This window comes from Prevotella intermedia ATCC 25611 = DSM 20706 (genome assembly GCF_001953955.1).
GTDB lineage: Bacteria > Bacteroidota > Bacteroidia > Bacteroidales > Bacteroidaceae > Prevotella > Prevotella intermedia.
This window is the reverse complement of sequence record NZ_CP019300.1, coordinates 667721-692293: the sequence shown is the minus strand read 5'-3', so window position 1 is coordinate 692293 and position 24573 is coordinate 667721. Positions and strand designations below refer to the sequence as shown.

The 24573-nt window shown below is 44.9% G+C and carries 18 protein-coding genes and 1 riboswitch; of the genes, 12 read left to right on the top strand and 6 right to left on the bottom strand.

Features of this window, described 5'->3' with window-relative positions; genetic code table 11:
- Positions 1-13: 13 nt before the first annotated feature.
- Together pulA and BWX39_RS02865 are read left to right on the top strand one after the other, a co-directional pair.
- Entirely contained in the window at positions 14-1927 is a 1914-nt protein-coding gene (pulA, locus tag BWX39_RS02870; RefSeq protein ID WP_028906347.1) for a type I pullulanase, read from the top strand.
- A gap of 9 nt (positions 1928-1936) precedes the next feature.
- A complete protein-coding gene (locus BWX39_RS02865) occupies positions 1937-3787 on the top strand; it encodes a glycoside hydrolase family 13 protein (RefSeq protein ID WP_028906346.1) in 1851 nt (616 codons plus the stop codon).
- A 149-nt stretch (positions 3788-3936) separates the two neighbouring features.
- On the opposite strand, the gene BWX39_RS02860 is transcribed toward BWX39_RS02865, so the two are convergent.
- Complete coding sequence (locus tag BWX39_RS02860) at positions 3937-4707, bottom strand: hypothetical protein (protein ID WP_028906345.1); 771 nt, start codon at positions 4705-4707, stop codon at positions 3937-3939.
- A 298-nt stretch (positions 4708-5005) separates the two neighbouring features.
- Entirely contained in the window at positions 5006-5794 is a 789-nt protein-coding gene (locus BWX39_RS02855) for a hypothetical protein (RefSeq protein ID WP_028906344.1), read from the bottom strand.
- A 618-nt stretch (positions 5795-6412) separates the two neighbouring features.
- Here BWX39_RS02855 and tsaB point away from each other — a divergent pair.
- From tsaB to BWX39_RS02805, 10 genes are read left to right on the top strand one after another with little or no spacing between them, the layout of a single operon-like run.
- Positions 6413-7105, top strand: coding sequence for a tRNA (adenosine(37)-N6)-threonylcarbamoyltransferase complex dimerization subunit type 1 TsaB (gene tsaB / locus BWX39_RS02850; RefSeq protein ID WP_028906343.1), 693 nt, complete (start codon positions 6413-6415; stop codon positions 7103-7105).
- Between the two features lie 53 nt (positions 7106-7158).
- Positions 7159-7761 (top strand): DUF4290 domain-containing protein, encoded by a 603-nt coding sequence (locus tag BWX39_RS02845; RefSeq protein WP_028906342.1) that lies wholly within the window; start codon positions 7159-7161, stop codon positions 7759-7761.
- Positions 7762-7765: 4 nt separating this feature from the next.
- Positions 7766-9079: a UDP-N-acetylglucosamine 1-carboxyvinyltransferase gene (gene murA / locus BWX39_RS02840; protein ID WP_028906341.1), complete on the top strand. Its 1314-nt coding sequence runs from the start codon at positions 7766-7768 to the stop codon at positions 9077-9079.
- A 12-nt stretch (positions 9080-9091) separates the two neighbouring features.
- On the top strand, positions 9092-9613 hold the full coding sequence (gene rimM, locus BWX39_RS02835; RefSeq protein WP_028906340.1) for a ribosome maturation factor RimM: 522 nt from the start codon (positions 9092-9094) through the stop codon (positions 9611-9613).
- Positions 9614-9622: 9 nt separating this feature from the next.
- Entirely contained in the window at positions 9623-10777 is a 1155-nt protein-coding gene (locus BWX39_RS02830) for a 1-deoxy-D-xylulose-5-phosphate reductoisomerase (RefSeq protein ID WP_014708887.1), read from the top strand.
- A 53-nt stretch (positions 10778-10830) separates the two neighbouring features.
- Complete coding sequence (gene rseP, locus BWX39_RS02825; protein WP_028906339.1) at positions 10831-12231, top strand: RIP metalloprotease RseP; 1401 nt, start codon at positions 10831-10833, stop codon at positions 12229-12231.
- Positions 12232-12238: 7 nt separating this feature from the next.
- Complete coding sequence (locus BWX39_RS02820; RefSeq protein WP_028906338.1) at positions 12239-13075, top strand: LicD family protein; 837 nt, start codon at positions 12239-12241, stop codon at positions 13073-13075.
- 43 nt (positions 13076-13118) lie between these two features.
- Positions 13119-13838, top strand: coding sequence for an IspD/TarI family cytidylyltransferase (locus tag BWX39_RS02815; RefSeq protein ID WP_028906337.1), 720 nt, complete (start codon positions 13119-13121; stop codon positions 13836-13838).
- 2 nt (positions 13839-13840) lie between these two features.
- Positions 13841-14875, top strand: a complete 1035-nt coding sequence (locus BWX39_RS02810; protein WP_028906336.1) for an NAD-dependent epimerase/dehydratase family protein — start codon at positions 13841-13843, stop codon at positions 14873-14875.
- A 3-nt stretch (positions 14876-14878) separates the two neighbouring features.
- Positions 14879-15784, top strand: coding sequence for a hypothetical protein (locus BWX39_RS02805; RefSeq protein ID WP_028906335.1), 906 nt, complete (start codon positions 14879-14881; stop codon positions 15782-15784).
- 270 nt (positions 15785-16054) lie between these two features.
- On the opposite strand, the gene BWX39_RS12095 is transcribed toward BWX39_RS02805, so the two are convergent.
- The 4 genes from BWX39_RS12095 to porV all read right to left on the bottom strand — a co-directional run bounded on the left by BWX39_RS12095 (position 16055) and on the right by porV (position 24541).
- A complete protein-coding gene (locus BWX39_RS12095; RefSeq protein ID WP_154650397.1) occupies positions 16055-16204 on the bottom strand; it encodes a hypothetical protein in 150 nt (49 codons plus the stop codon).
- A gap of 38 nt (positions 16205-16242) precedes the next feature.
- The gene (locus tag BWX39_RS02795; RefSeq protein WP_028906334.1) at positions 16243-21918 is read right to left on the bottom strand and encodes a DUF4465 domain-containing protein; all 5676 of its coding nucleotides are present in this window, start codon (positions 21916-21918) and stop codon (positions 16243-16245) included.
- 198 nt (positions 21919-22116) lie between these two features.
- Positions 22117-22300, bottom strand: a riboswitch (cobalamin riboswitch).
- A gap of 544 nt (positions 22301-22844) precedes the next feature.
- The gene (gene ispF / locus BWX39_RS02785; RefSeq protein ID WP_028906333.1) at positions 22845-23321 is read right to left on the bottom strand and encodes a 2-C-methyl-D-erythritol 2,4-cyclodiphosphate synthase; all 477 of its coding nucleotides are present in this window, start codon (positions 23319-23321) and stop codon (positions 22845-22847) included.
- A 41-nt stretch (positions 23322-23362) separates the two neighbouring features.
- Positions 23363-24541 carry a type IX secretion system outer membrane channel protein PorV gene (gene porV, locus BWX39_RS02780; RefSeq protein WP_028906332.1) on the bottom strand — a complete coding sequence of 393 codons (1179 nt, stop codon included), beginning with the start codon at positions 24539-24541 and terminating at the stop codon, positions 23363-23365.
- Positions 24542-24573: the final 32 nt, after the last annotated feature.

Genomic DNA, 24573 nt, shown 5'->3' with positions numbered 1-24573 from the left:
AAGTATAACTGGTATGAAATCAAAATACAGCATAATCACGCTAATGGCAACTTTTCTGTTTACGCTGACAGCACAAGCGCAGAATGTTTTCAACGAAGTAAGCTACTCACCAAAGCAAACGACGTTCAAATTGAATGCTCCAAAGAAACCCACACTGCGTATATACGAAGCAGGAAAAGGCGGAAAAGTTGAAAAGAAGATAAAGATGAAGCAAACATCGGAGAATGTTTGGGAGACTACAATCAGCGGTGATTTAAAGGGAAAGTTCTACACTTTCGACATCGGACGAGGCGAAACACCGGGCGTTTTTGCAAAAGCTGTTGGCATAAACGGCAAGCGTGGTGCCATCGTTGATATGCAAACGACCAACCCAAGTGGCTGGAACAACGACCGTCGCTTAACTTTGAAGAGCCCAGCTGACTTGATTATCTACGAAATGCACCACCGTGATTTCTCAATAGATGCCTCTTCGGGACTCGTAAACAAAGGTAAATTCCTTGCATTGACTGAACAAAAGGCTATCAAACACTTGAAAGAATTAGGTGTAAACGCTGTTCATATCCTGCCATCTTACGACTTTGCATCAATAGATGAGAGCAATACGGCCACCCCACAATACAATTGGGGCTACGACCCATTGAACTATAACGTGCCAGAAGGCAGCTATTCGTTCGACGCAGAGCAGCCTACTCGTCGCATTCTGGAGTTCAAACAAATGGTACAAGCCTTGCACAAAGCAGGCATTCGTGTCATTCTCGATGTGGTTTACAACCATACTTTCGACATTGAAGGTGGCAATTTCGACCGCACTTTCCCTATGGCATACTATCGTTACACTGCCGATGGCAAGCCAAGCAACGGCTCTGGCTGTGGCAACGAAACCGCTTCTGAAAAGCCTTTGGTGCGCCAATTTATACTCGAAAGTATGAAATACTGGGCTACCGAATACCATATTGACGGCTTCCGAGTAGACCTTATGGGCATTCATGACATAGAAACGATGAACCTTATTCGCAAGGAACTTACGGCAATCGACCCCAATATCTTTATTTATGGTGAGGGCTGGACTGCTGGAACCTGCGCCTACCCTACCGAAAAACTTGCGCTCAAAGCCCACATAAAGCAGATGCCAGGCATTGCAGCCTTCTCTGACGAGTTGCGAGATGCCCTCCGTGGTCCATTCTCTGATGACAAGCAAGCGGCTTTCCTCGGCGGAATAGCAGGCTTTGAAGAAAGCATTAAAGCTGGCATTGCGGGCATGATAGCCCACCCACAAGTAGATTACACAAAGGTAAACTACACCAAAGAGGCTTGGGCTAACGAGCCAACGCAAATGATTTCGTATGTTAGCTGCCACGACGATATGTGTTTGGTAGACCGATTGAAGGCTTCTATCCCTGAAGCAGCTTACGATATGGAAGAGGTAATCCGCTTAAACCAACTCGCACAGACAGCAGTCTTCACCTCACAGGGTATTCCTTTCATGCTCTCTGGCGAAGAAATGCTACGCGATAAGAAAGGTGTGCACAACTCATTCAACTCGTCTGACGAAATAAATCACCTTGATTGGAACAACTTAAAGAAGTATCCGCAAGTCTTTGCTTACTATAAAGGACTCATTCAGATGCGCAAAGCCCACCCAGCGTTCCGCCTTGGCAGTGCCGAACTTGTGCGCAAGCATCTCGAATTCCTGCCAACACAGGATTGCCTCGTAGCTTTCCGACTGAAAAACCATGCAGGTGGCGACAGGTGGAACAACATTTACGTGGTACTGAACGGCAGTACAAACCTTCAAAGCATAAATATTCCGAAAGGGAAATACACCATCGTAGCCAACAACGGTGTCATAAACGAAGCTGGAATTGGCGAAATGGAAGGTGGAGAGGTTATGATTGACGCACAGACCGCACTTATTTTACACGATTAAACAATAGAAATGAAACGATTAACTTTATTGTTCTCGCTCTGTCTTCTAACTATCAGCATCAACGCAAAGATAGAGATAAAGAAGCTCGAACCCACAACATGGTATGTAGGAATGAAAGATGCTTCGCTCCAACTAATGGCTTACGGCGACAATATCCGCAATGCAGAAGTAACGATTAATTACCCCAATGCACGCATTGATTCGCTCGTCCGACTCGATTCTCCGAATTATCTGCTCATCTACCTTAACCTGAAAGATGCACAAGCAGGTACTATGAACATTGACTTCAAGCTCGGAAAACAGAAGACAACGGTGAAATATGCCTTGCTCAACCGCGCTATGAGTGGCGAAGAACGCAAGGGCTTCGACATTTCCGACGTGCTTTATATGCTTATGCCCGACCGCTTTGCCAACGGTAACCCGAAAAACGACATTATAAAAGGTATGCAAGACCAGCTCTGTAACCGCAACGAGCCAAGCCTCAGACACGGCGGCGACATTGCCGGACTTATGCAACACCTCGACTATTTCACCGATTTAGGTGTTACGGCTCTTTGGTTTACGCCCGTTTTAGAGAACGACCGCCCTGCCGATGGCGGCAAACACAGCACCTATCACGGCTATGCTACAACCGACTACTACCGCGTAGACCCCCGTTTTGGCACAAACGACGACTACAAAGCACTTACAGATGCGTGCCACAAGCGTGGAATGAAGGTGGTAATGGATATGATTTTCAACCATTGCGGCGACTATCATATATGGAATAAAGACGTTCCATCGAAAGATTGGTTCAACAACCCCAACTACGGATTGCAGACTTCGTACAAGCTAACACCTGTACTCGACCCTTATGCCAGCAAGGTAGATATGGCAGAAACGGTAGATGGTTGGTTTGTAAGTTCGATGCCCGACCTCAACCATCGCAATCCGCACGTGATGCAGTACCTCGTTCAAAACTCAATATGGTGGATAGAAACTGTCGGAATAGACGGTATTCGTATGGACACCTACCCTTATGCCGACCGAAAAGCAATGGCAACATGGATGAAACGCATTGATATGGAATATCCAAACTTCAACACCGTAGGCGAAACGTGGGTAACAGAACCTGCCTATACGGCAGCATGGCAGAAGGACAGCAAACTCTCGGAAGAGAACAGCTACTTGAAAACCGTTATGGACTTTGCCTTCTTCGAGCGTCTTTCAATGGCAAAGAACGAAGAAACCGATGATTGGTGGAAGGGCTTCAACCGCATTTACAACGGCTTGTGCTACGATTACCTCTATACAAACCCTGCAAGCGTGATGGCTTTCATAGAGAATCACGACACCGACCGCTTTCTTGGCAATGGCAAAGACACCTTGGCACTGAAGCAAGCCTATGCCCTATTGCTCACATTGAACCGCATTCCACAACTTTATTATGGTACTGAAATCCTGATGAACGGCACAAAAGAAAGTACCGACGGCAATGTTCGCAAAGACTTCCCTGGCGGTTTCGCAGGCGATACTGCCAACAAGTTCACACGTGAAGGGCGCACTGCCGAAGAGAATGCGATGTTCGACTGGACTTCACGCCTACTCCACTGGCGTCAAGGCAACAAAGTTATCACCCACGGCAAGCAAACTCAATTCCTTCCATGGCACGGCACCTATGTCGTTGCTCGCCAATACAAAGGCAAAAACGTAATGACCGTTATCAATGGGCGCAACGCAGCCAATAAAATGGAAGTAAAACGCTATGCAGAAATCATTGGCAACCATACCACTGCGCGCGACATTACCACTGGCAAAACCATTTCGCTCACAGCCGATGTGCCACTAAGCGCACGCCAAGCAATGGTATTAGAGTTCTAAGAAACAACTTTTCGATCGACCATTAAGTGTATTGCCACTGTTTTAGTCTTAACAAACAGCAAGGAACTATACACAAAAAAATAGGGGTAGCCCCACATAAAGGAGCTGCCCCTAATTATTTTTTTAATTTGCTGTTGTGTTCTCGCTAATTACTTACCGATGTACTTTACAGACTTTGTTGTGCCGTCAGCGAACTTAATGCTCTTGATAGCTACACCCTTGCCAGCCTTAGAAAGTTGACGACCAGAGAGGTCGAAGTATGTTTCGCCTACAACTTGCTTGTTAGCACCTCTTTCAACAGTTTCGATACCTGTTGGGTCGGTTGAGAATGTAGTTTCAACATCGCCGCAGAAGAAGCTTTCGTCATCGCTCCAGTAACCACCTAACATCTTCAACTTAAAATCTTCTTGAGTTTCACCTTCCATAATTGTACCATTAAGTACAGCTGTATTGCCGTCGATAGTGAATGTAATATCATCGTTCAATACTTCAAATTTGCCGTCCTTCAATTCCATATAACCTACTCTGATACCATATTCACCATCTTCGAACTGACCATACAGAATGTATTGGCCTGCAGGAACTGTAATTGTGTTTCCATTCTTAGTACCTTTCACCCAGCCACCTGCTTGGTCGTCCTTGATATATGATGCATAAGAAAGCACATACTTCAAGTAAACAGTCTTACCATCAGCAGCAGTAACAACTGTCAAATCGCCAGCAGGCTGATCATTCTCTGCTAATTTTGCAAGGTCAAAGATAGATAACTTTCCATTTTGAACAGCTAACATTTTACCACTAACACGCTTGTAAACTGTTTCTGTACCAGCTGGTTTTTCTTTAATAACTTCAGGTTGGTCGTCTGCCTGTACATTAAGACCAAAGAATGCTACGAGAGCAAGGAGTAATAATTTTTTCATAATTTTAAATGTTTAAGTAATACAATATTTAATGGGATAGCCCCACAATAATCTGTCAAAATAGAAGTAGGCTTACACGAAGTCTATATGTTTCTTTTTTCTACGTGGTCAAAATTATACATTATTTCCCATAAGAGCAAACTTTCGTACTGTTATTTTATATTATTTAACACATAAATCCTATTTTTCATCAGCGTTCAAACATCATACATCATAGAACAAAAAAGCGGGTAACTCCGTATGAGAAGTTACCCGCTATATTTATTTGTTTAAAACTTTATTTCAGCTTGATAAAAGATTACTTGTTATCAATAACCTTTACTGATTTTGTTGTGCCGTCAGCGAACTTGATGCTCTTGATAGCTACACCCTTGCCAGCCTTAGAAAGTTGACGGCCAGAGAGATCGAAGTATGTTTCGCCTACAACTTGCTTCTTGGCACCTCTTTCAACAGTTTCGATACCTGTTGGGTCGCCTGAGAATACTGTTTCAACATCACCGCAGAAGATGGCTTCCTCATCGCTCCAGTAACCGCCTAATAACTTCAACTGGAAGTCTTCTTGAGATTGACCCTTCATGACAGTGCCATTAAGTACAACCGTATTGCCATCGATAGTGAACGTAATATCGTCTTCCAATACTTCAAAGTTATTGCCTTTATACTCCATATAGCCTACCTTGATGCCATATTCGCCATCTTCGAATTTACCATACATAATATATTGACCTGCAGGAACGGTGATTTTGTTTCCTTCCTTAGTACCTTTCACCCAGCCACCTGCTGCATCTTTATTTATATAAGATGCATAAGAAAGCACATATTTCAAATAAACAGTCTTACCATCGGCAGCAGTAACAACTGTCAAATCGCCAGCAGGCTGACCTTTTTCTGCTAATTTTGCAAGGTCAGCGACAGATAGCTTTTGCTTACCATCTTCATCTTTCCGCAAAAAGAACATTTTACCACTAACACGCTTGTAAACTGTTTCAGTACCAGCTGGCTTTTCGGTAATAACCTCAGGTTTGTCTTGTGCTTGTGCATTAAGACCAAAGAATGCTACGAGAGCAAGGAGTAATAATTTTTTCATAATTTTTAAATGTTTAAATAATACTATATTTTTTATGGTTTCTCACTAATAATAACCTTAATTTACATACATTTGACTTGTACAAAATCGTTGTAGTTTCCTTCAGTGCGTGCAAAAATAAAAAATGTTTTATAGGAATGCAAACTTTTGTACTATTATTTCAAAATATTTAACACATATTTTATTATTCATTGAAAGTCTTATCCCATACCCTCATATCATTACAGAAGAACAAACATAGGTAACCTCACATACGGAGTTATCCCTATCCAGCTATTTAATTTCAGCCGTTTCCTAAAAATCGAACATTAGTATAGACTTACTAAAAGATGGTCGTTCTACTTGAAATAAAACCATTATCGTCGCAGAAAAACATCTGTCGGCGAATTTATTTACACGTAAAGAAATATTTACTTACGTGTATGGAAATTCTTACTTACGTGTAGAAAAATATTTATTTACACGTAAAGAATTTGCAGAACTTGCGTTTTTATCACTGCAAACTTCTGCTGCGCTTTGGTTGCTTTAATTTATTTTCAATATTATAAGGAGGAATAATTCAAAATTTAGTATTATCTTTGCAAGTTGTATAGAATTAGAAAGCTAAAGAAAAAGAATATGTCGTGTATATTAAACATAGAAACCAGCACCAACGTATGCTCAGTGGCATTGAGCGAAGACGGAGCTTGCATATTTACACAGGAAGACCATAGCGGTCCCAACCACGGCGAACAGCTGGGGCGTTTTGTCGACGAAGCCTTGTCGTTTGCCGACAGCCACGCCATTCCTGTCGATGCTGTCGCCGTCAGCAGTGGGCCTGGTTCTTACACGGGGCTTCGCATAGGCACATCAATGGCAAAGGGCATCTGCTATGGCACCGACATCAAGCTGATTGCAGTACCTACACTCGAACTGCTTTGCGTGCCTGTGCTGCTGCACCACGAGGAGATTGAGGACAATGCATTGCTCGTTCCGATGATTGACGCACGCCGTATGGAGGTGTATGCACAGGTGTTCGACCGTGCCTTGCACGAAATTCGCCCTATCCAAGCCGATGTTGTGGATGAGAATACCTACAAGGAATATCTCGACAAAGCACCTGTCTACTTCTTTGGCAACGGTGCTGAAAAGTGTATGGAAACCATCAATCACCCCAATGCACACCTGATAAAAGGCATCGAACCATTGGCAAAGAATATGCTGCCGCTGGCTGAAAAGCGCATTGCATTGGAACAATACGAAGATGTGGCATACTTTGTGCCGATGTATCTAAAGGATTTTGTGGCAAAGCAAGCCAAGCCCTTGCTGTAAGAAGGGGCAGAACACAAACAAAAGAAACGAAACAGAATAAAAAGAATAGTTGAATGAAGATAGACGGACTGGATTACAACACTCAGCGCGAGAAACTATTGTTGCCTGAATATGGGCGTGAAATACAGAATATGGTGAGCCATTGCGTGGAACTTCCAACGAAGGAAGAACGACAGCAATGTGCCGAAACCATTGTTTCGATTATGGACAGAATGAACCCACAAGGCAGGGAAAGTGCCGACCACGAGCAGAAACTGTGGGACCATTTAGCCATTATGGCAGACTTCAAGTTGGACATTGACTATCCGTACGATGTTTCGCAGGCATTGAAAATAGCAACGAAGCCAGAACCTATGGGCTATCCGATGTCGAAAATACCTGTACGCCATTATGGAAAAATGATGTTCGAATTGTTCGAACAGCTCAAAACAATGGAGGAAGGCGACGAAAAGGAAGAGCTTGTAAAATTGGTTGCCAACCAGATGAAACGCTGTCTGATACAATGGGGGCACGGTTCGTCGGACGATGAGAAAGTGGCTTCCGACCTCGCACGCTTCACCGACGGTGCAGTGCAGTTGGACTTGGACGTCTTCAAATTCGACAAGATAAACCCAAAAGAGTTGCAACCTGTACGCAACAATAAAAAGAGAAGATAAGGCTATGGAGTGTTTTCTCATTGAAGGCGGACACCGCCTATCGGGAACCATCGTGCCTCAAGGGGCTAAGAACGAGGCTTTGCAGGTGATTAGCGCAACATTGCTGACCACCGAAGAAGTTGTTATCGACAACATTCCAAATATCTTGGACGTAAACAACCTTATAAAACTGCTCACAGACATTGGCGTAAAGGTTACGAAACTGGGCGAAAACAAGTATTCTTTTTGCGCCGATGAGGTGAATTTAGACTATTTGGAGAGTGTAGCATTTGTCGAAAAATGCTCGTCTTTGCGCGGTAGCGTATTGCTTTACGGGCCTTTGCTGGGCAGATTTGGCAAGGCAACGATAGCTAAACCTGGGGGCGACAAGATTGGGCGTCGCCGTTTGGACACCCATTTCCTTGGTTTCAAGAACCTTGGAGCACACTTTGAGCACAGAGAAGAGCGCAACGTGTACGAACTGAAAGCCGAAAAGCTTGTCGGAACCTACATGCTTTTAGACGAAGCATCGGTTACGGGCACAGCCAATATCGTTATGGCAGCCGTCTTGGCAGAAGGTACAACCACGATATACAATGCTGCTTGCGAGCCTTACTTGCAACAATTGTGCAATATGCTCAACGCTATGGGCGCGAAAATCAGCGGCATTGGCAGCAATCTGCTCACCATTGAGGGTGTGAAAACGCTAAAAGGAACGCAACATCGCATACTTCCCGATATGATAGAAGTAGGTTCGTTCATCGGTATGGCAGCCATGATAGGCGACGGCATCAGAATTAAAGATGTGTCAGTGAAGAACCTTGGCATCATTCCCGACACGTTCCGACGACTTGGCGTGCAGATTGAAGAGAAAGGCGACGACCTTTTTATTCCACGACAAGAGCACTACGACATCGAATCGTTCATTGATGGGACCATTATGACCATTGCCGATGCGCCGTGGCCAGGGGTAACACCCGACCTTATTTCGGTGTTGCTCGTAGTCGCAACGCAAGCGAAAGGCAGCGTGCTCTTCCACCAGAAGATGTTCGAAAGCCGATTGTTCTTTGTCGATAAGCTCATCGATATGGGCGCACAAATCATTCTTTGCGACCCACACCGTGCAGTAGTGGTTGGAAACGACAACCTTCGTGCATTGCGAGGAGGCAGAATGTCAAGCCCCGATATTCGTGCGGGCATTGCCCTGCTCATCGCTGCTATGTCGGCACAAGGCATCAGTCGCATCGACAATATATCGCAAATAGACCGTGGCTACGAAAACATTGAGGAACGACTCAATGCGCTCGGTGCGAAGATACAACGTGTGGACATTTGCTAAAGAAGTCTTACAATGATAAAAAGAGAGGAAGTATATAAGATAGGTGTATTGGGAAAGCCGCACGGAGTAAAGGGCGAGATGCAGTTTCGCTTCACCGACGACGTGTTCGACCAATGCGATGCCGACTATCTGGTGCTCGATATGGAGGGCATTTTAGTGCCTTTCTTTATGGAAGAGTACAGATTTCGCTCTGACGAAGTGGCACTGATGAAGTTTTGCGACATCGATACTGAAGAGCGGGCGCGCGAACTTACAGGAACGGAAGTGTACTTCCCACGTGCTATTGCCGAAGAAAGCAAAGACGAATTGTCGTGGGCACAAATCATCGGATTTAAGTTAATGGACAGCAAAACAGGTAAAGTGGTGGGCGAAATCGTGTCAGTAGATGATTCAACCATCAACCTGCTGTTTGAAATAAAGACCGAAACAGGTGGCGAACGCCTTATACCTGCCAACGAAAACCTTATAAAAGGAATAGACAAGGCACAGCGAATGATAGAAGTAGAAATACCTGACGGACTTTTAGAGCTTTAGTTTAGAAAAATGAAACAACAAATATGTATTCTTGGTTCAACGGGAAGCATCGGCACACAAGCCCTTGATGTGATAGAGCAACACGCCGATTTATACGAGGTTTACGCCTTGACAGCCAACAACCAATGGCAGAAATTGGCTGCACAGGCACGTAAATTCCAGCCTGCAGCAGTGGTAATCGCAAACGAAAGCCACTACGAGGCATTGCAAAAGGAACTCTCCGACCAACCAAGCATAAAGGTTTATGCTGGCAAAGAGGCGTTAAAGCAGATTGTTGAAGCCGAACCTATCAATATGGTGCTTACTGCTATGGTGGGATTTTCAGGTCTTGAGCCTACCATACACGCCATTAAGGCACGCAAAAGAATTTGTTTGGCAAACAAAGAGACCCTTGTCGTGGCAGGAGAATTGATTTGCAGGCTGGCAACCGAATACCATACGCCTATCCTTCCCGTAGATAGCGAACATAGCGCAATATTCCAAAGCTTGGTGGGAGAGGATAATAATGAGATAGAAAAGATATTGCTGACCTGCTCGGGAGGCCCTTTCCGTCTTTTCAATGCCGACAAACTAAAGACCGTTACGGCTGCCGATGCACTGAAACACCCCACTTGGGACATGGGCGCAAAGATTACAATAGACTCCGCTTCGCTTATGAACAAAGGCTTTGAGGTAATAGAAGCCAAGTGGTTGTTTGGTGTTCCTGCCGACAAGATACAGGTTTTGGTGCACCCACAGTCCATCATTCACAGTGCTGTGCAGTTTGCCGATGGCGGCGTAAAGGCTCAATTGGGAGTTCCCGATATGCGTTTGCCTATACAATACGCCTTCTCTTTCCCCGACAGACTTACGTTGAAAGGCGACCGTTTGGACTTGTTCAGCCAGCCGTTGGAGTTCTTTGAGCCTGATATGGAGAAGTTCCGCTGTCTCGCCATGGCGTATGAAGCCATCGAAAAAGGCGGTAACATGCCCTGTATCCTTAATGCAGCCAACGAAATAGTAAACGAGGGATTCCGCAAAGGGCAATGCTCGTTCCTTAAAATGGGCGAAATCATCGACGAAACGATGCAGAAAGTGGCATTCGATGCTACGCCATCGCTCGACGTTTATTTGCAAACCGATGCCGAAGCGCGCAGGATTGCAAGTGAACTGATGAGCAATTAAGATATTGAAAACAAGAAAATAGAAATAAAAAAATAACGATTATAAAGTAACGAATGGAATCAGTTCTTATACGATTGCTCCAATTTATAATGGCAATCTCGCTGCTTGTCCTTCTCCATGAAGGCGGGCATATGTTCTTCGCAAAGCTATTTGGCGTTCGCGTAGAAAAGTTTTTTGTATTCTTTGATATGGCTATCGGCAAGTGGAACGGTATGCTGTTCAAGTGGAAACCCAAGAATGACGACACAACATACGGCATGGGGTGGCTCCCACTCGGCGGTTACTGCAAGATTTCAGGCATGATTGACGAGAGTTTCGACACGGAACAGATGAAGAAAGAACCACAACCGTGGGAGTTTAGAGTGAAACCAGCTTGGCAACGCTTACTCATTATGATTGGCGGTGTACTTGTAAACTTCCTCTTGGCACTGTTTATCTACTCTATGATAATGTTTACGTGGGGCGAAACCTACTTCAAGGTGTCGGATATGAGCATGGGTATGCAGTTCAACGAACAGGCAAAAGCTCTCGGTTTCAAGGATAAGGACGTTATGTTGGGCACCGACAAGGGGGCTTTCCGCGAGTTTGCCAACGTAAATGGCGACTTCTTCCGCCAGATTGCACAATCCAAATACGTGGAAGTGTTGCGCAATGGCAAGAAAACACGCATTGAAATGCCAGGCGATTTGGACATGCTTTCCATGATTAAGGAGCGTCCTTTCTTTGCCGAACCTTACATTCCAGCGCGCATCGACAGCGTTGCAGCCAACACACCTGCAATGAAAGCAGGCATAAAGGCAGGCGATTTGCTGAAATCCATCAATGGAAAGGCTGTTGAGACTTGGGCTGATATGAACTACCAGATGGGCGTTCTGAGCGATGTGGCAGCTGTAAAGAACACCCATAAAGACTCTTTGGCACTCCGCAACGTAGTGCTGACCGTGCAACGCAGTGGCACAAGCAAGATAGACACCATACGTATGCAGCTCAATGCTGAACTGAAGATGGGCGTAACACAAAGCACGATACTCTCATATTACAAGCCCACGCAAGAGAAATATTCGTTCTTCGCAAGTTTCCCAGCAGGTGTGAAGTATGGCGTGAACATTCTTCGTGGCTATGTAGGCAACTTCAAGTACCTTGCTTCTGCCGATGGCGCAAAGAGTTTGGGAGGCTTTGGCGCAATCGGAAAGATGTTCCCACCTTATTGGGACTGGTATATGTTCTGGAATATGACTGCTTTCCTGAGCATCATTCTTGCCTTTATGAACATTCTTCCTATCCCTGCACTCGACGGCGGACACGTTATGTTCCTGCTATACGAAATGATTACACGTCGCAAACCATCTGAAAAGTTTATGATTCGTGCCGAATATGTGGGCATCACCATACTTATTTTGCTGATGGTTGTAGCCAACCTGAACGACGTTTTACGGTGGTTGGGCGTAATGTAGCATTGGAATGACAAAGCAATTCAACACCGGCGAAACCCAAGAAACCCTCCGTCAGGACTACAACCCTGACGGTTCGGTACTGCGACGGGCACAGATGCGTATGCTCGATATGGCTATCTACTTGCAGGAAACAGCCAAGAAGATAGGCATTCCGCTAAGGTTAGACGGTGGAAATGTGCTCGGAGCGTTGCGCCACGGAGGCTTTATTCCGTGGGACGACGATATAGATATGGTGGTAAGCCAGAAGGATTTCAAACGCCTCTGCGACTATCTCAAGGCGCACCCCCACCCCCATTACGTGTTGCAAGACAACTCTACCGACCGTGGATTCTACAAGGAATGGGCTTGTCTGCGCGATTTAAGAACCGAAAACCGCAGCCACGAAACCTCCGAAAGCGAGAACCGACGTATCCACGAAGCGCAGAAATACCGAGGATTGCACGTCGATATATTCCCCTACGAGGGCAATATGATACCTTGGCTGCAACGTTTTGCAGCGAAACTATCGGTGAATGTGAACCTTAAAATGGCAGGGCGATACCCCCGAATGGCGCAAACGTGCTACAATGTGTTGCACTATGGCATATTCCCAGCATTTCGTTTCATCGGTAAAATCTTCGGCAATCCAGAATTGTATATGCACTCTTACGGTGCGTGGTTCTACGAACAGAACCCCAAGCGCATTATGGTGCCCCACAAAGACATCGTTTTCGAGGGCTACACGTTTGAAGGACCAGCCGATGCGGAGGAACTTTGCCGTATCGCTTACGGCGAGTTTATGAACCTTCCGCCACGCGACAAGCGCGACAGACACAAGGTTGATGTAGTGTTTTTCGACGAGTAGAAAACACGATAAAGACAGAAACAAAACCAAAAACAGCATAAAAATGAACATAGCCGTTATCTTTGCAGGTGGTTCGGGACTACGTATGCACACCAAGTCGCGCCCCAAACAGTTTCTCGACCTAAACGGAAAGCCCATTATCATCTACACGCTCGAACTCTTCGACAATCACCCACAGATTGACGCCATTGTAGTTTCGTGCATCGAAGAGTGGATTCCGTTCCTTGAAAAGATGCTCCGCAAGTTTGAGATAAACAAGGTTGTGAAGATTGTTTCGGGTGGAGCAACAGGGCAAGACTCCATTTACAATGGTCTGTGTGCAGCTGAAGCGTATGCAAAGGACGAGGCTGCGACAGTGCTTATTCACGACGGCGTGCGCCCATTGATAACCGAAGAAACCATAACAGACAATATAAACAAGGTGGCGGAATGCGGTTCTTGCATTACCTGTGCGCCTGCTACCGAAACGTTTATCGTAAAACAAGAAGACGGAAGCTTGGAAATTCCGACACGTGCCAACTCTCTGATAGCGCGCGCACCGCAAAGTTTCCACCTCGCCGACATTCTTTCAGCCCACCGCCGTGCGATAAGCGAAGACCGACACGACTTCATCGACTCGTGTACGATGATGAGCCACTACGGCTACAAGTTAGGAACGATTATCGGTCCAATGGAAAACATAAAGATAACCACCCCCACCGACTTCTTCGTATTCCGTGCAATGGTAAAGGTTCACGAAGACCAACAAATCTTTGGCTTATAGAAATGAATGCTATTCTCGAACAAGACGTAGAGCAATTCGCCCTTCGCTTCGCCTTAAAAGACGAACTGCGGGGAAAGACGGTTGCCGTAACAGGTGCGACAGGACTGCTCGGAGCGTGTATGGTGCGCTGTCTGTTGGCATTGAATCGCCAGCAGGGTCTTGGTCTACGTGTATTGGCAGTGGTCAGAAACACGGCAAAAGCCGAAGCAATGTTTGGCAAGCAAGATGCAGCATTAGGGTTTTATACTTACGACTTTTCGGCAAACGAGGTATTCCAACCTACCGAAAAGATAGATTTCATCGTACATTTTGCCAGTCCTACAGCTTCAAAATACTTTGTGGAATATCCTGTTGAAACGATGGTTACGGTATTTAACGGCACGAAAAACCTACTCGACTATGCACGCACGAACCGCACTCAATCGGTATTATTGGCATCGTCGTTGGAAGTTTACGGCACAATTACCGACGACAGCACGCCGCTTACCGAAGAAGCACAGGGCTATCTCGACCCAATGGCGGTGCGCAGCAGCTACCCAATGGCAAAGCGGGCTGCCGAAACGCTCTGCCACGACTACGCAAAGGAATACGGAACGCACACGAAAGTGGCACGCTTGGCACAGACTTTCGGTGCAGGAGTGGCACAAGACGACACCCGTGTGTTTGCGCAATTTGCCCGCAGCATTATCAAGGGCGAGGATATTGTGATGCACACAAAGGGCGAACTCTGCCGAAGCTATTGCTACACGACTGACGCCATCGCTGCTATGCTGTACATTCTTCTGCGTGGTAAAGACGGCGAAGCCTACAACGTGGCAAACGAAACCACTTATATTTCCATAAAGGATATGGCAACTTTCCTTGCCGAAACGTTCAATCCACGTGTGAAAGTTGTGGTAGAACTAAAAGAGAATATGGGCTATTCGCCTACAACAAAGCTGCGTTTGTCTACCGATAAGGTGCGACAGTTGGGCTGGACGCCCCAATACGACTTACAGGAAATGTTCCACCGCCTTATTGAATCGTTGAAGCAATAGTCTATGTCTGCCAATATTCTCCACCGAATCAGCCAGTCGCTCTTTCACGTCTACGAACGAAAAGACCTACAACAATGGGACGTTGCACCGCAAAAGCACCTCCCCATTTATGGCGTTTACCACATTATGTTGGACACTGGGTGGGAGAAATTGGCACGAAAGCAAATAGAGAACCTGAAAAACAGCGGACTGTTGGCAGCGACCGAAAAGCTTTTTATCAGCTGTATTGCAGCCGACGAAGCTAAGGTTGATGCACTAAAACAACTGATTGACAGCGAGAAAGTAGAACTCATAGCCTTCTCTACCAACCCACAGAAGTACGAATACCCTGCCCTGCAGTTTATCAAGGAACTCAGCCAACGCAAAGACTGCCTTGTATATTACTTCCATTCAAAAGGCATTTCCTATCAGTCGTTGGTGTCTGACGACCGCCTTTTCCGTGCCTTCCAACAGAAAATAGAGGCGTGGCGCGAGATGTTGGAATACTTTGTGTTCGATAAATGGCACGTGGCTGTAAACGCTTTATCGAACGGTTTCGACACTTACAGCTGCTATCGCTGGCCTCCTCGCAACTACACAATGTATTCGGGCAGTTTCTGGTGGGCAACATCGGCACACATTCGACAGTTGCCCGACTTCCAACCCAACGTTATTTCGGCTAACCGCTTCTACTCCGAAGTGTGGCTGTTCGAGCGCAAACACCGTCAGTTTTCGGCGTTCGATACCATTGCCGACCTTTATTTCGTGCGCATTCCACGCTCCATTTACGCTGACAGAACACCATCTTTCATCGACAAACTGCGTTTCTCGTTTATGTATAACTTCCGAAAAATAGAGAAACACATTTTTCATTACAACTACAAGAAACGCTGCCAGCAACGCTTCCAACAACTGAAAAAGAAGATATAACGAGTAGTAGAAACTTCGTGTGGAGAAAGATTACCTGCTTCTTTTTATGGAAGAGGAAAACCGAAAAAATGCCTCTATTTTGTAAAGATTATTTCTTTGAAAAATGGTAATTTCGATTTGGCATTGCGAAAGCGGCTCTTTTGCGATGCAAAACCTACGCTTTTACCGTGCAAAACAGCCGCTTTTGGAACGCAAAACAATAGGTTTCACAAGGCGTTGATAATGAAGATGTTACGCAATAGTTATCCTTGTGAAAAATATTTACACCTTTTATAGCTGTCGTTCCTCCATAAAACGGTTCTGAAAGGGACAAATTGAGCAGGACGGATAGAAAGTTTTGCCTTCAGACAATCCTGCTACCAATAGACTGCGATGCTGATACGACAACGCTTCTGTATAAACAAAGAAACCGTGTGCCATTGCTGACACACGGTTTCTTCTATTCTAATATTCTTGTATTACTTTACAAGAACGCTCTTTGTAATCTTCTGGTTGCCCATAACAACCTTGACAATATACAAGCCCTTGGCAGTGCTTGGTATGCGAACTGCGCTGTTAGCGGTTCCGTTCGCCTTGCCTACCAACATACCCGATGTAGAGTAAACCTCTACGGTGTAGTCGCTTGCTGCACCGTTCACAACGATGTCGCCGTTCTGAATACTGATAACAGCATCGTTAGAACCTTCGGCAAGTACGTTAATGCCAGTAGCGAAGGTTACAGGAATGCGCACATACTGTGTCTTACCAGCCTGTGTCATACTTACAACGATTTCGAACTCCTCGCTGGTTTCACCCTTGATGCTGAGCTCACCTGTTGCTTCGTCGATGCTAACCTTTGCCTTAACGGTGCTTGGAACGAGTTCTACGATAGCATATTTCATCGTAGCCTTGCTGCCATCAGGTGTAAAGTTAGACGAGATGTCGATGGTTTGACCTTGTGCTGCTACTGCTGCACCTGCCTTTTCGTTGCGTACGCCGTTGAAGTTATCGAAGGCAAAGTAAGCTGGTGTAGTAAGACCCCAATTGTTCTTCTTCGTACCTTCCATACCGAACGATACTGATTTCACTTCGCCCAACGAGCTAAGGTCTACCCATTGCCACGTATCAAGAACGTAGTGGTCGGCTTCATTCTCTGCACGATAGTCGGCAAGGTAGTATTCTACCTGACTTTCTGTATTGTCAGCCTTCTTACCCTTTATGATAAGCTTGAAGTAGTCGCCCTTTTGGAAACCACCAGCAACGTCTGACATTCCATCGCCTTTCTTGACAGCATCGTATACCCAAGCGGTATTTGTAACGTAGAAACCACGAATATTGTCGCCGTTTTCCTTGTTCATTACGTCAATCGTACCCTTTTGTGGATAAGAGATACCATAGTTTTCAGAGTTGTCGTAGCCCTTGCCAACGATGTTGCGCCATTGGTCTTGCAAACCGCTGTATGTGGTAGCAGTCTCGTTAGAATACATACAATCGTAGTAGAAGTTATACTGAGGCTGTGCTCCGTTATGGAATTTATAAGAACCGCTGAGGAAGTAACCGTTGCCTTTTGCACCATTCCAATGGCTCTCATTATCCAAGAAAAGGTTTTCGAGCGTTGCAGTTACAGCCTCACCCTTTACAATAACATCGCAAACAGCACTTGCAGTCTTACCATTCTTGTCTACAACCTCTACGGTGAACTGGTCGCACTCGGTAGGAACAACGTTGGTTTCTACTTTCTGACGCTTGCCATTGTACCACGTTATGGTGTAAGGTTCAGTTCCACTGGTTACGGTTGCTGTAAGATTAGCTGGTTGTCCTGCTTCTATCGTAATGTTTTCTGCAGTAACTACAGGCTCTGGTATTGGTGTTGGCTTCACAACCTTGAATGGTTTGGTAGCCTCAACCTTGCTCTTGCCACCACGTGTACCTTCGTAAACAATGTATGCAATGTAGGTTTCGTCCTTTGTCAAGTCCTTGATAGTCTGTACAACTTCAGTGTCTTTGCTGATAGAAATGCTGATACCGTCTTTCTCAACTTCTTCTACTGTTGGAGCAGCGTCAGCTTCTTTCTTCACAAGGATATAAGCCTTACCGTTTTCGTCAGCCTTTATTTTCACATCAGCAGAGTTGTCGGTAATGTTCACAACTTCAGGATAGCCCTCTACCGACTTAGGTATTACTACTTCTTCAGAGAATTCGTAAGCACCCATAGTTGGGTGGTCGGCATTGCGTTGCTTGTTGTTGATGTCCTTTGTAACATAATCGAGCAATACGGTATTTACCAAATGGCCAACTTCTTTTGGCTCAAGCACCTCTGCGTCCAAGAACTTAACTTCCTCGTTGTAGCTGTCTGCTTCGTTAGAAACGGCTTTCCAATCGTTAAAGGTCGCATACTTGGTTCCTGTCTTTATGGCAAACGATTCTCCCGTTGTATAGAGATTATTCTTCAAGAACTTAATGGCATCGGGTGAGTTCTTGCCTGTGAGGAAGTAAACGTAGCCACCTGCCTCGTTCTGAATGATGTTCTGAGTAACAACAATGTTGCTCAAATCAGTTGAAAGCTGAACAGGCTTGCTACCTTTCGCCTTACCACGGAAGACAACGGTGTTGTGTGCAATGTTTACATTTGCAGTTTCTGTTCCACCAATCTGTAGGCCATAAGAGCTGTCATTATCAGAATCGTTGATGATAGAGTTGTTTACAATCGTTGCAGGAGCAGCTGCATCGGCTGCAATAACACGAACACTGATAGCACCTGAATAATTCTTTGTCTTCAAGTTAATCTTGTTCTGCTCTATCTTAACCTGTCCGTTGGCAGTTATATCAATCGCTCTGAAATCATTTTTGTCGGCTTCTGTATTGATAATGGTGTTGCCAATGATTTGCGCATCGTCTTCTTTGGTAACATAAATAGCATGTGTGCCATTGTTCTTGAAGATATTGTTCAATATCTTACCGCCTCTTTCTTTTGGCAATGCTACCGTAGAGGTACCACCTAACTTAATACCTTGTCGTCCACCTTCAAGGGTTGAACCCTTCAATGTGAAGTGGTCGTTGTTCTTGTTAGGCTCGCTAAGCGAATACATATTTACGAGTGTGATGCCATCAGAAATATTAGAACTCATCTTGGCGTGAATGTAACAGTCTTCAACAGTTACGTTACGGCTCATATTACGAACGTGTACTACTGATGGATACTTCGTACTTCCATCGATTGTTACTTCAATACCGCGAAGCGTTGTATAAGTTGCACCATCGAAAGTGAATACGCCATACTCTCTTGCTAACTTGTCGCCAGTGTAGCCAAGACTGAAGTCATTGTTGTGTAACTTAACGTCAGAAGACTTGCCAGTAGATGAAGTAATGAGCAATGTGTTGTTTTCAGACATACCAGGAATAGCAGGTACAAGCACATTCTCCTTATAAACGCCTGGCTGAATGCTGATAGTTACAGGACCGTCGATGCCTGTCTTCAATGCATCGACAGCCTTCTGAATGGTTTTATACTCCTTATCTGCACCAACTTCCAACGTTCCGCTTATACCTTTCTCGATGGTTGTAGTAGCAGTAACGTTAGCTGCAGGAGTTTCAGTCTTAATGTTTGTTGTGATTGAAGCGAGTGCGGCAGAAGCCTTGTCGCCTTCGTTTGCAGTGGTAGAAAGGTCGTAAGCAATCCAGAAGTGGTATGTACCACGGTCGTTCATTGTATAGTTACCCTTCACTTCATAAGGACTTGTGGTAGTTTGACCGAAGAGATTCACTGGCGAAAATACCTTCTCCTGACCTGTAGCATAAACTTTTACGTTCTTAACGATTGCTCCTTCGGTCGCTGTTACGGTGAAATTCTTAACGTCTATCGTACCGTAGTCGCCCGCAGTCTCAACATCGACACGCATCATAGCAAGGTCGGTAGCACCCTTCATACTCTTTTCGGCTACAACACTTTCTGTCTTAACAGAAGCAACGGCAAGTTCAGATAGTTTAACGCTGCTTACTTCGATTGCAAAACCCTTGCCAGCATAAGTTGTAGTCTTATAGTTTACAGTGATTTTACCGTCTGGCGACTTTGTAATGAGTTCCTTAAGTTCAGGGGTTCTGCCATATTCCATGTCAGCCTTGTCCTTCTTTTCGCCACCATAATAGATATACATCTTGCTTCTGCCAGCTACATGCCATTCCTTGGCAACAAGTTTGATACCATAACCTTGGCTTGCAGGCGCAAAAGTAATCGTACCGTCGAAGTTCTTAGACTCATCTCCGTCGGCACCACCGTCGTCGTAGAACATCACAGAACCGCCGTCAGAGATTGTCTTTGTTTTATTCTCACCCTTCTGAAGCACAACAATATGCTTTATAATGCGTTCGCCTTCAGGGTCGCCATTGTCTATATTCTGCTTCTTATCGCCAAAGTCGAGTGCAGTAAGTGCAGCATCGAGCTTACTTTCTGCCTCTGCATCGTCTTTCACATCGTAGCGTACACGCAACCAGTTGTCGCCCTCTACGAGCGCAAGTGGTTCGGTAAACTGAATGTCGAGTGTATTGTTCGCACCAAATTCGGTTACGGTAGCAACTGCCTTGGCAGTGCTTGTAGCTTCTTCTGTTTCGGCTTTGCCCAGCACTGTAATCTTGCTGATAGCTTTCTTAGAAGCCTTAAGGTCGAGTGTAATGCCCTTTAAGTTGAGCGCACCCTTATCGCCTTCCGCCTTAACGTTGAAGCTGATAATGTCCAAATCGGTAGCACCTGCTGCTGCAACATCTTTAGAAAGTTGTTTTACAACAGCTTCCTTAAATGCAAGAGGTTTACTTTCGTATTCTGCAACTTCAGCCTCGAATCCATCACCAGTATAAGCCGATGCATAAGTTTCAGGGTTAAAGACAACTGTCAATGCACCATCGTCGGCAGTTGAACGCAATATCTTCTTAGGACCAACCTTTGCAGCATCGGCATTGTCAAGTTTCCAAAGAAGCTGTCCGCTTTTATCACGACCACTATAAACTGCAAACTTAGCACGAACGCCTATGTTCTCATGCTTAGAATACACAATGTCGAAACGTGAGAAGTTTATCATTATCTTCTTTCCTGCATGGGTAGGCAAGAAAGTCATTGTACGTTCTTCTGTTGAAGCCTCGTAACGAGTAGAGTATTTATTCGCATTCTTCGTTTTGAAAGTAAGTTTATTATTTACTTTCTTTGTATTGTTACCTTGCACAAACTCTACAACATTCTTGATGGTTCTGTCGCCGCTTGGGTTTCCGTTTGCAACTTCGTGTGCACCATCGCTAAGTGTTGCACTTACAAGAGCCGCATCAACTTTCTTCCCGTCTTCAGCCATCTCGCTGATATCGTAAGTAAGCCAGAACCAGTTATCGCCTTCAAAGAGCTTTGTAGCCTCTGTGGCAATCTCAAATTCATCGCTATTTACATCTACTTCGCCTATCTTCTTGCCAGACGAGAATGCATCTGACATTCTTGTAGAATAAAGTGTTGCATGAGCAATTTGTGCCTGTGTGCCATTGGTTTTAAACTTAAAACTTATAGTTGTAAGCGGATTCAGCGTTTCTGTAGCCTTAATATTAAAGCTGAGAATCTGCTGTCCTTTATCGTCGGCACATACTGTTCCTTCGCTAAACTGCTTCACATCGAAGCCGCTTACTGTCATTTGTTGCGGTGTAAACTGAGAAACAGTAGCCTCCCAGCCTGGTTTTGCCGTCGCATAATCGTTTTCGAATACTATTGTAAGTGCACCATCGTCGGCAATAGACTTAACAATACCAATTTGATTTCTTGTAAAAGATTTCAGCAAGTTATCCTTCTTTGCTTCTTTTCCGCTGTAAACCTTTACGAATTGACTGTTCTTTTCTCCTAAAGAAGAGAGAAAGATGTCCATTTTAGTGAAATTAACCATAACCTTTTTAGCAGGGTTTTCTGGCACGAATGTAATTTCGCTAACTCGCTTAACTTCGCCCTCTCGAGGTGTTGTTGGCCCCGTAGGTCCACCCTCATCATAGAAGTTGATACCATTGTCGCCAACAGTAATCGTTTGTTTGGTGTCCGAAATATTGACCTCCGTAGGCGTTCCCTGCGCCATTACAGGCATAGAGATAGCCGACAGCGCCATTGATAACGACACCAATAGTAGTTTTGTGTTCATAAATATAATTTGTTAATATAAAAATTTAATTCCTCTTGTTTATAGTTTCCTGTTTAGTTATTGGCAGATTGCACTCTCGCACATAGCCAAAAACTACAGTTTTCTTGTATAAGCCATAAGCAAATACTAAAAACTGGCAATGTCTAATCTTATTTAAACTTCAATTATTCTACTTCTCAACCTATCCCATAGAAGCCTTATAGAAGTATTGCAATGGCAGGTATTCTGACTTATTGTCTGACCACAAACCCCTTCCCAAGCCCTTTGCTCAGTGGTATATGTTTGTGTCTACAATGACAACTTACAGCAGCTGGACTGTTTAGGTTTTTCACCTAATTCCCTATTAATCGCTGTTGCGAACCAAATTGCATTGCAAAGGTAACGATAAAAGATTGAATAAACAACAAATTGATGATTATTCAGCAAAAATAGTAAACAAAAAGAAGTTTTAGAACACATTTGTTCTGTTTACAATGTATATGCAGCAAGTTCTGCTTCAAACGTGCATCGTATGTTGCGGAACAATACAAAAATCAAGCAAAGACAACTTGCTTTATACACGGAAAAAAGACGAAAACCGTGTAAATATTTTTCGCAAGCATAGCTATTACATAACAACCTATATATCAACGCTTTACAAAACCTATTGTTTTGCATTCCAAAAGCGTAGGTTTTGCACGGTAAAAGCGGCTGTTTTGCATCGCAAAACAGCCGCTTTCGCAACGTCAAAACGCAATTGCCACTTTTTAACGAAATTATCTTTACAAAACAAGGGCGAATTTCGGTGTTTGTCTTCAGCAAGAAAACGAAAAGCAAACGCCCAAATACCGACTCACGGAAGAAGGATACACGCCATACCAACACATAGAAAACGGCTCGAATTTGAAGACATAGAAAAAGGGTAAACTTCTTTTAAGTTCAGAAGTTTACCCTTTTTCTATCAAGCAGACAGCGTAAGCTGCCATACCTTCTTCTCTACCTACAAACCCCATTCGTTCGGAGGTCGTGGCTTTGATGGATATATCGTCTTCGTCGCAACCGATGATTTCAGCCATACAAGCCTTCATTGCAGGTATGTGTGGATTTATCTTCGGACGCTCGGCACATACCGTTGCATCTATATTTCCTACACGATAACCCTTTGTTGCTATCAGTTCTACGGTTTTGCGAAGTATCACCTTAGAGTCCATATCCAAAGTTTCGTCAGCCGTATCGGGGAAATGGTAGCCTATGTCGCGCATATTGGCTGCACCCAATAAGGCATCGCAAACTGCATGCAGCAACACATCGGCATCGCTATGCCCAAGCAAACCGAGCGTGTGGCCTATCTTTATACCTCCCAAATAGAGAGAACGCCCTTCTACAAGTTTATGGACATCGTAGCCCATTCCTACTCTTATCATCTTCAAGGAATTTGTGAGAAACTGTTTGTTCGCTACTGCGACTATCTTCTATTAAACAAATCCTTCAGTCCGTCCATATCGAACGTCAAAGAGAAACGCAAAGTCTGGTCGAGCGGGTTGCTCTTTGCCGTTGCAATAACATAGCCTGCATCGAGCGAGAATACACTCATCTTGAAGCCAGCACCCACCGTGAAGTACTTGCGGTTGCCTTTGTTCTCGCTTTCGTGGTGGTAACCGGCACGAAGAGCGAACTTATCGTTATACACGTATTCCGCTCCAAGGCTCCAGTTTACCTCCTGAAGCTCTTCTTTTGCTCCGCCTGGGGCATCGCTTAAACTCTTGAAGATACCCGAAATAGACGATATGTCGTAGTATTCCTTCTGCAAACGCTCTTGATAATCTACTTCCGACTCGTCGGTTTTACGCTTTGGATAGGTAGGAACAAGCAGTTTGTTGGCATCGGCAGAGATGGTGAAGCGGTTGAATTCATCGACAGGAATCATCAGCGATGCACCCAAACGCAAGTTGGTAGGGATAAATTCGGAACGGTTATCGCCACCAAACGTAATTTTTGAACCTATGTTAGAGATGTTCAAACCTAAGCCCAACTGACACTCGCGGCTGCCCATATTGATGTAATTCTGATAGTAGGCAGAGATGTCGGCTCCGAAAGCAGAACCCGGTGTTGTTTCTTCTGTGAAAGTGTAGGTAAGGTCAGAGTATATCCAACGTACGGCAGCACCTAACGAGAACGTTTCGCTCAACATCAGCGAATAGGCTATGTCGGCAGAAAGTTCGTAAGGCTTAATGGTCAAGGCAGCCGAACCGTCGGTGCTACCACCCGCTTGCACTTCACCTAAAGAGAAGTAACGAAGCGAACCAGACACGGCACTGTAATCGCCAATGCGGTAATAGCCCGAGAGATAAGCCAAGTCCATATCGCTTACCAGCTGACGTAACCAAGGCGTATAGTTCAAGGATACACCGGCACGAGAGATAGTAAACGGATATTTTGCTGGGTTCCAGAACTGCGAATTCACGTCAGGGTCGGTGGCAACACCCACGTCTCCCATACCTGCTGCACGGGCATCGGGTGCTATCATCTGCGACGTAACGGCGTGGTTTACTGGATTGAAAATATCTTTCTTGTCTTGCGCCATCGCTGCAGCAGCAACCAGTGTAAGCAAGAACAGGCTTAATATTCTATAAGTATTATTCATTCTTTCTGTATTCTTTTCTGTTTGTTTGCGTA

Excerpts from the sequence above, each read along its gene's own strand:
- pulA (WP_028906347.1), top strand. The coding sequence starts at position 14 with ATGAAATCAAAATACAGCATAATCACGCTAATGGCAACTTTTCTGTTT.
- BWX39_RS02865 (WP_028906346.1), top strand. The coding sequence starts at position 1,937 with ATGAAACGATTAACTTTATTGTTCTCGCTCTGTCTTCTAACTATCAGC.
- BWX39_RS02860 (WP_028906345.1), bottom strand. The coding sequence starts at position 4,707 with ATGAAAAAATTATTACTCCTTGCTCTCGTAGCATTCTTTGGTCTTAAT.
- BWX39_RS02855 (WP_028906344.1), bottom strand. The coding sequence starts at position 5,794 with ATGAAAAAATTATTACTCCTTGCTCTCGTAGCATTCTTTGGTCTTAAT.
- tsaB (WP_028906343.1), top strand. The coding sequence starts at position 6,413 with ATGTCGTGTATATTAAACATAGAAACCAGCACCAACGTATGCTCAGTG.
- BWX39_RS02845 (WP_028906342.1), top strand. The coding sequence starts at position 7,159 with ATGAAGATAGACGGACTGGATTACAACACTCAGCGCGAGAAACTATTG.
- murA (WP_028906341.1), top strand. The coding sequence starts at position 7,766 with ATGGAGTGTTTTCTCATTGAAGGCGGACACCGCCTATCGGGAACCATC.
- rimM (WP_028906340.1), top strand. The coding sequence starts at position 9,092 with ATGATAAAAAGAGAGGAAGTATATAAGATAGGTGTATTGGGAAAGCCG.
- BWX39_RS02830 (WP_014708887.1), top strand. The coding sequence starts at position 9,623 with ATGAAACAACAAATATGTATTCTTGGTTCAACGGGAAGCATCGGCACA.
- rseP (WP_028906339.1), top strand. The coding sequence starts at position 10,831 with ATGGAATCAGTTCTTATACGATTGCTCCAATTTATAATGGCAATCTCG.
- BWX39_RS02820 (WP_028906338.1), top strand. The coding sequence starts at position 12,239 with ATGACAAAGCAATTCAACACCGGCGAAACCCAAGAAACCCTCCGTCAG.
- BWX39_RS02815 (WP_028906337.1), top strand. The coding sequence starts at position 13,119 with ATGAACATAGCCGTTATCTTTGCAGGTGGTTCGGGACTACGTATGCAC.
- BWX39_RS02810 (WP_028906336.1), top strand. The coding sequence starts at position 13,841 with ATGAATGCTATTCTCGAACAAGACGTAGAGCAATTCGCCCTTCGCTTC.
- BWX39_RS02805 (WP_028906335.1), top strand. The coding sequence starts at position 14,879 with ATGTCTGCCAATATTCTCCACCGAATCAGCCAGTCGCTCTTTCACGTC.
- BWX39_RS12095 (WP_154650397.1), bottom strand. The coding sequence starts at position 16,204 with ATGGCACACGGTTTCTTTGTTTATACAGAAGCGTTGTCGTATCAGCAT.
- BWX39_RS02795 (WP_028906334.1), bottom strand. The coding sequence starts at position 21,918 with ATGAACACAAAACTACTATTGGTGTCGTTATCAATGGCGCTGTCGGCT.
- ispF (WP_028906333.1), bottom strand. The coding sequence starts at position 23,321 with ATGATAAGAGTAGGAATGGGCTACGATGTCCATAAACTTGTAGAAGGG.
- porV (WP_028906332.1), bottom strand. The coding sequence starts at position 24,541 with ATGAATAATACTTATAGAATATTAAGCCTGTTCTTGCTTACACTGGTT.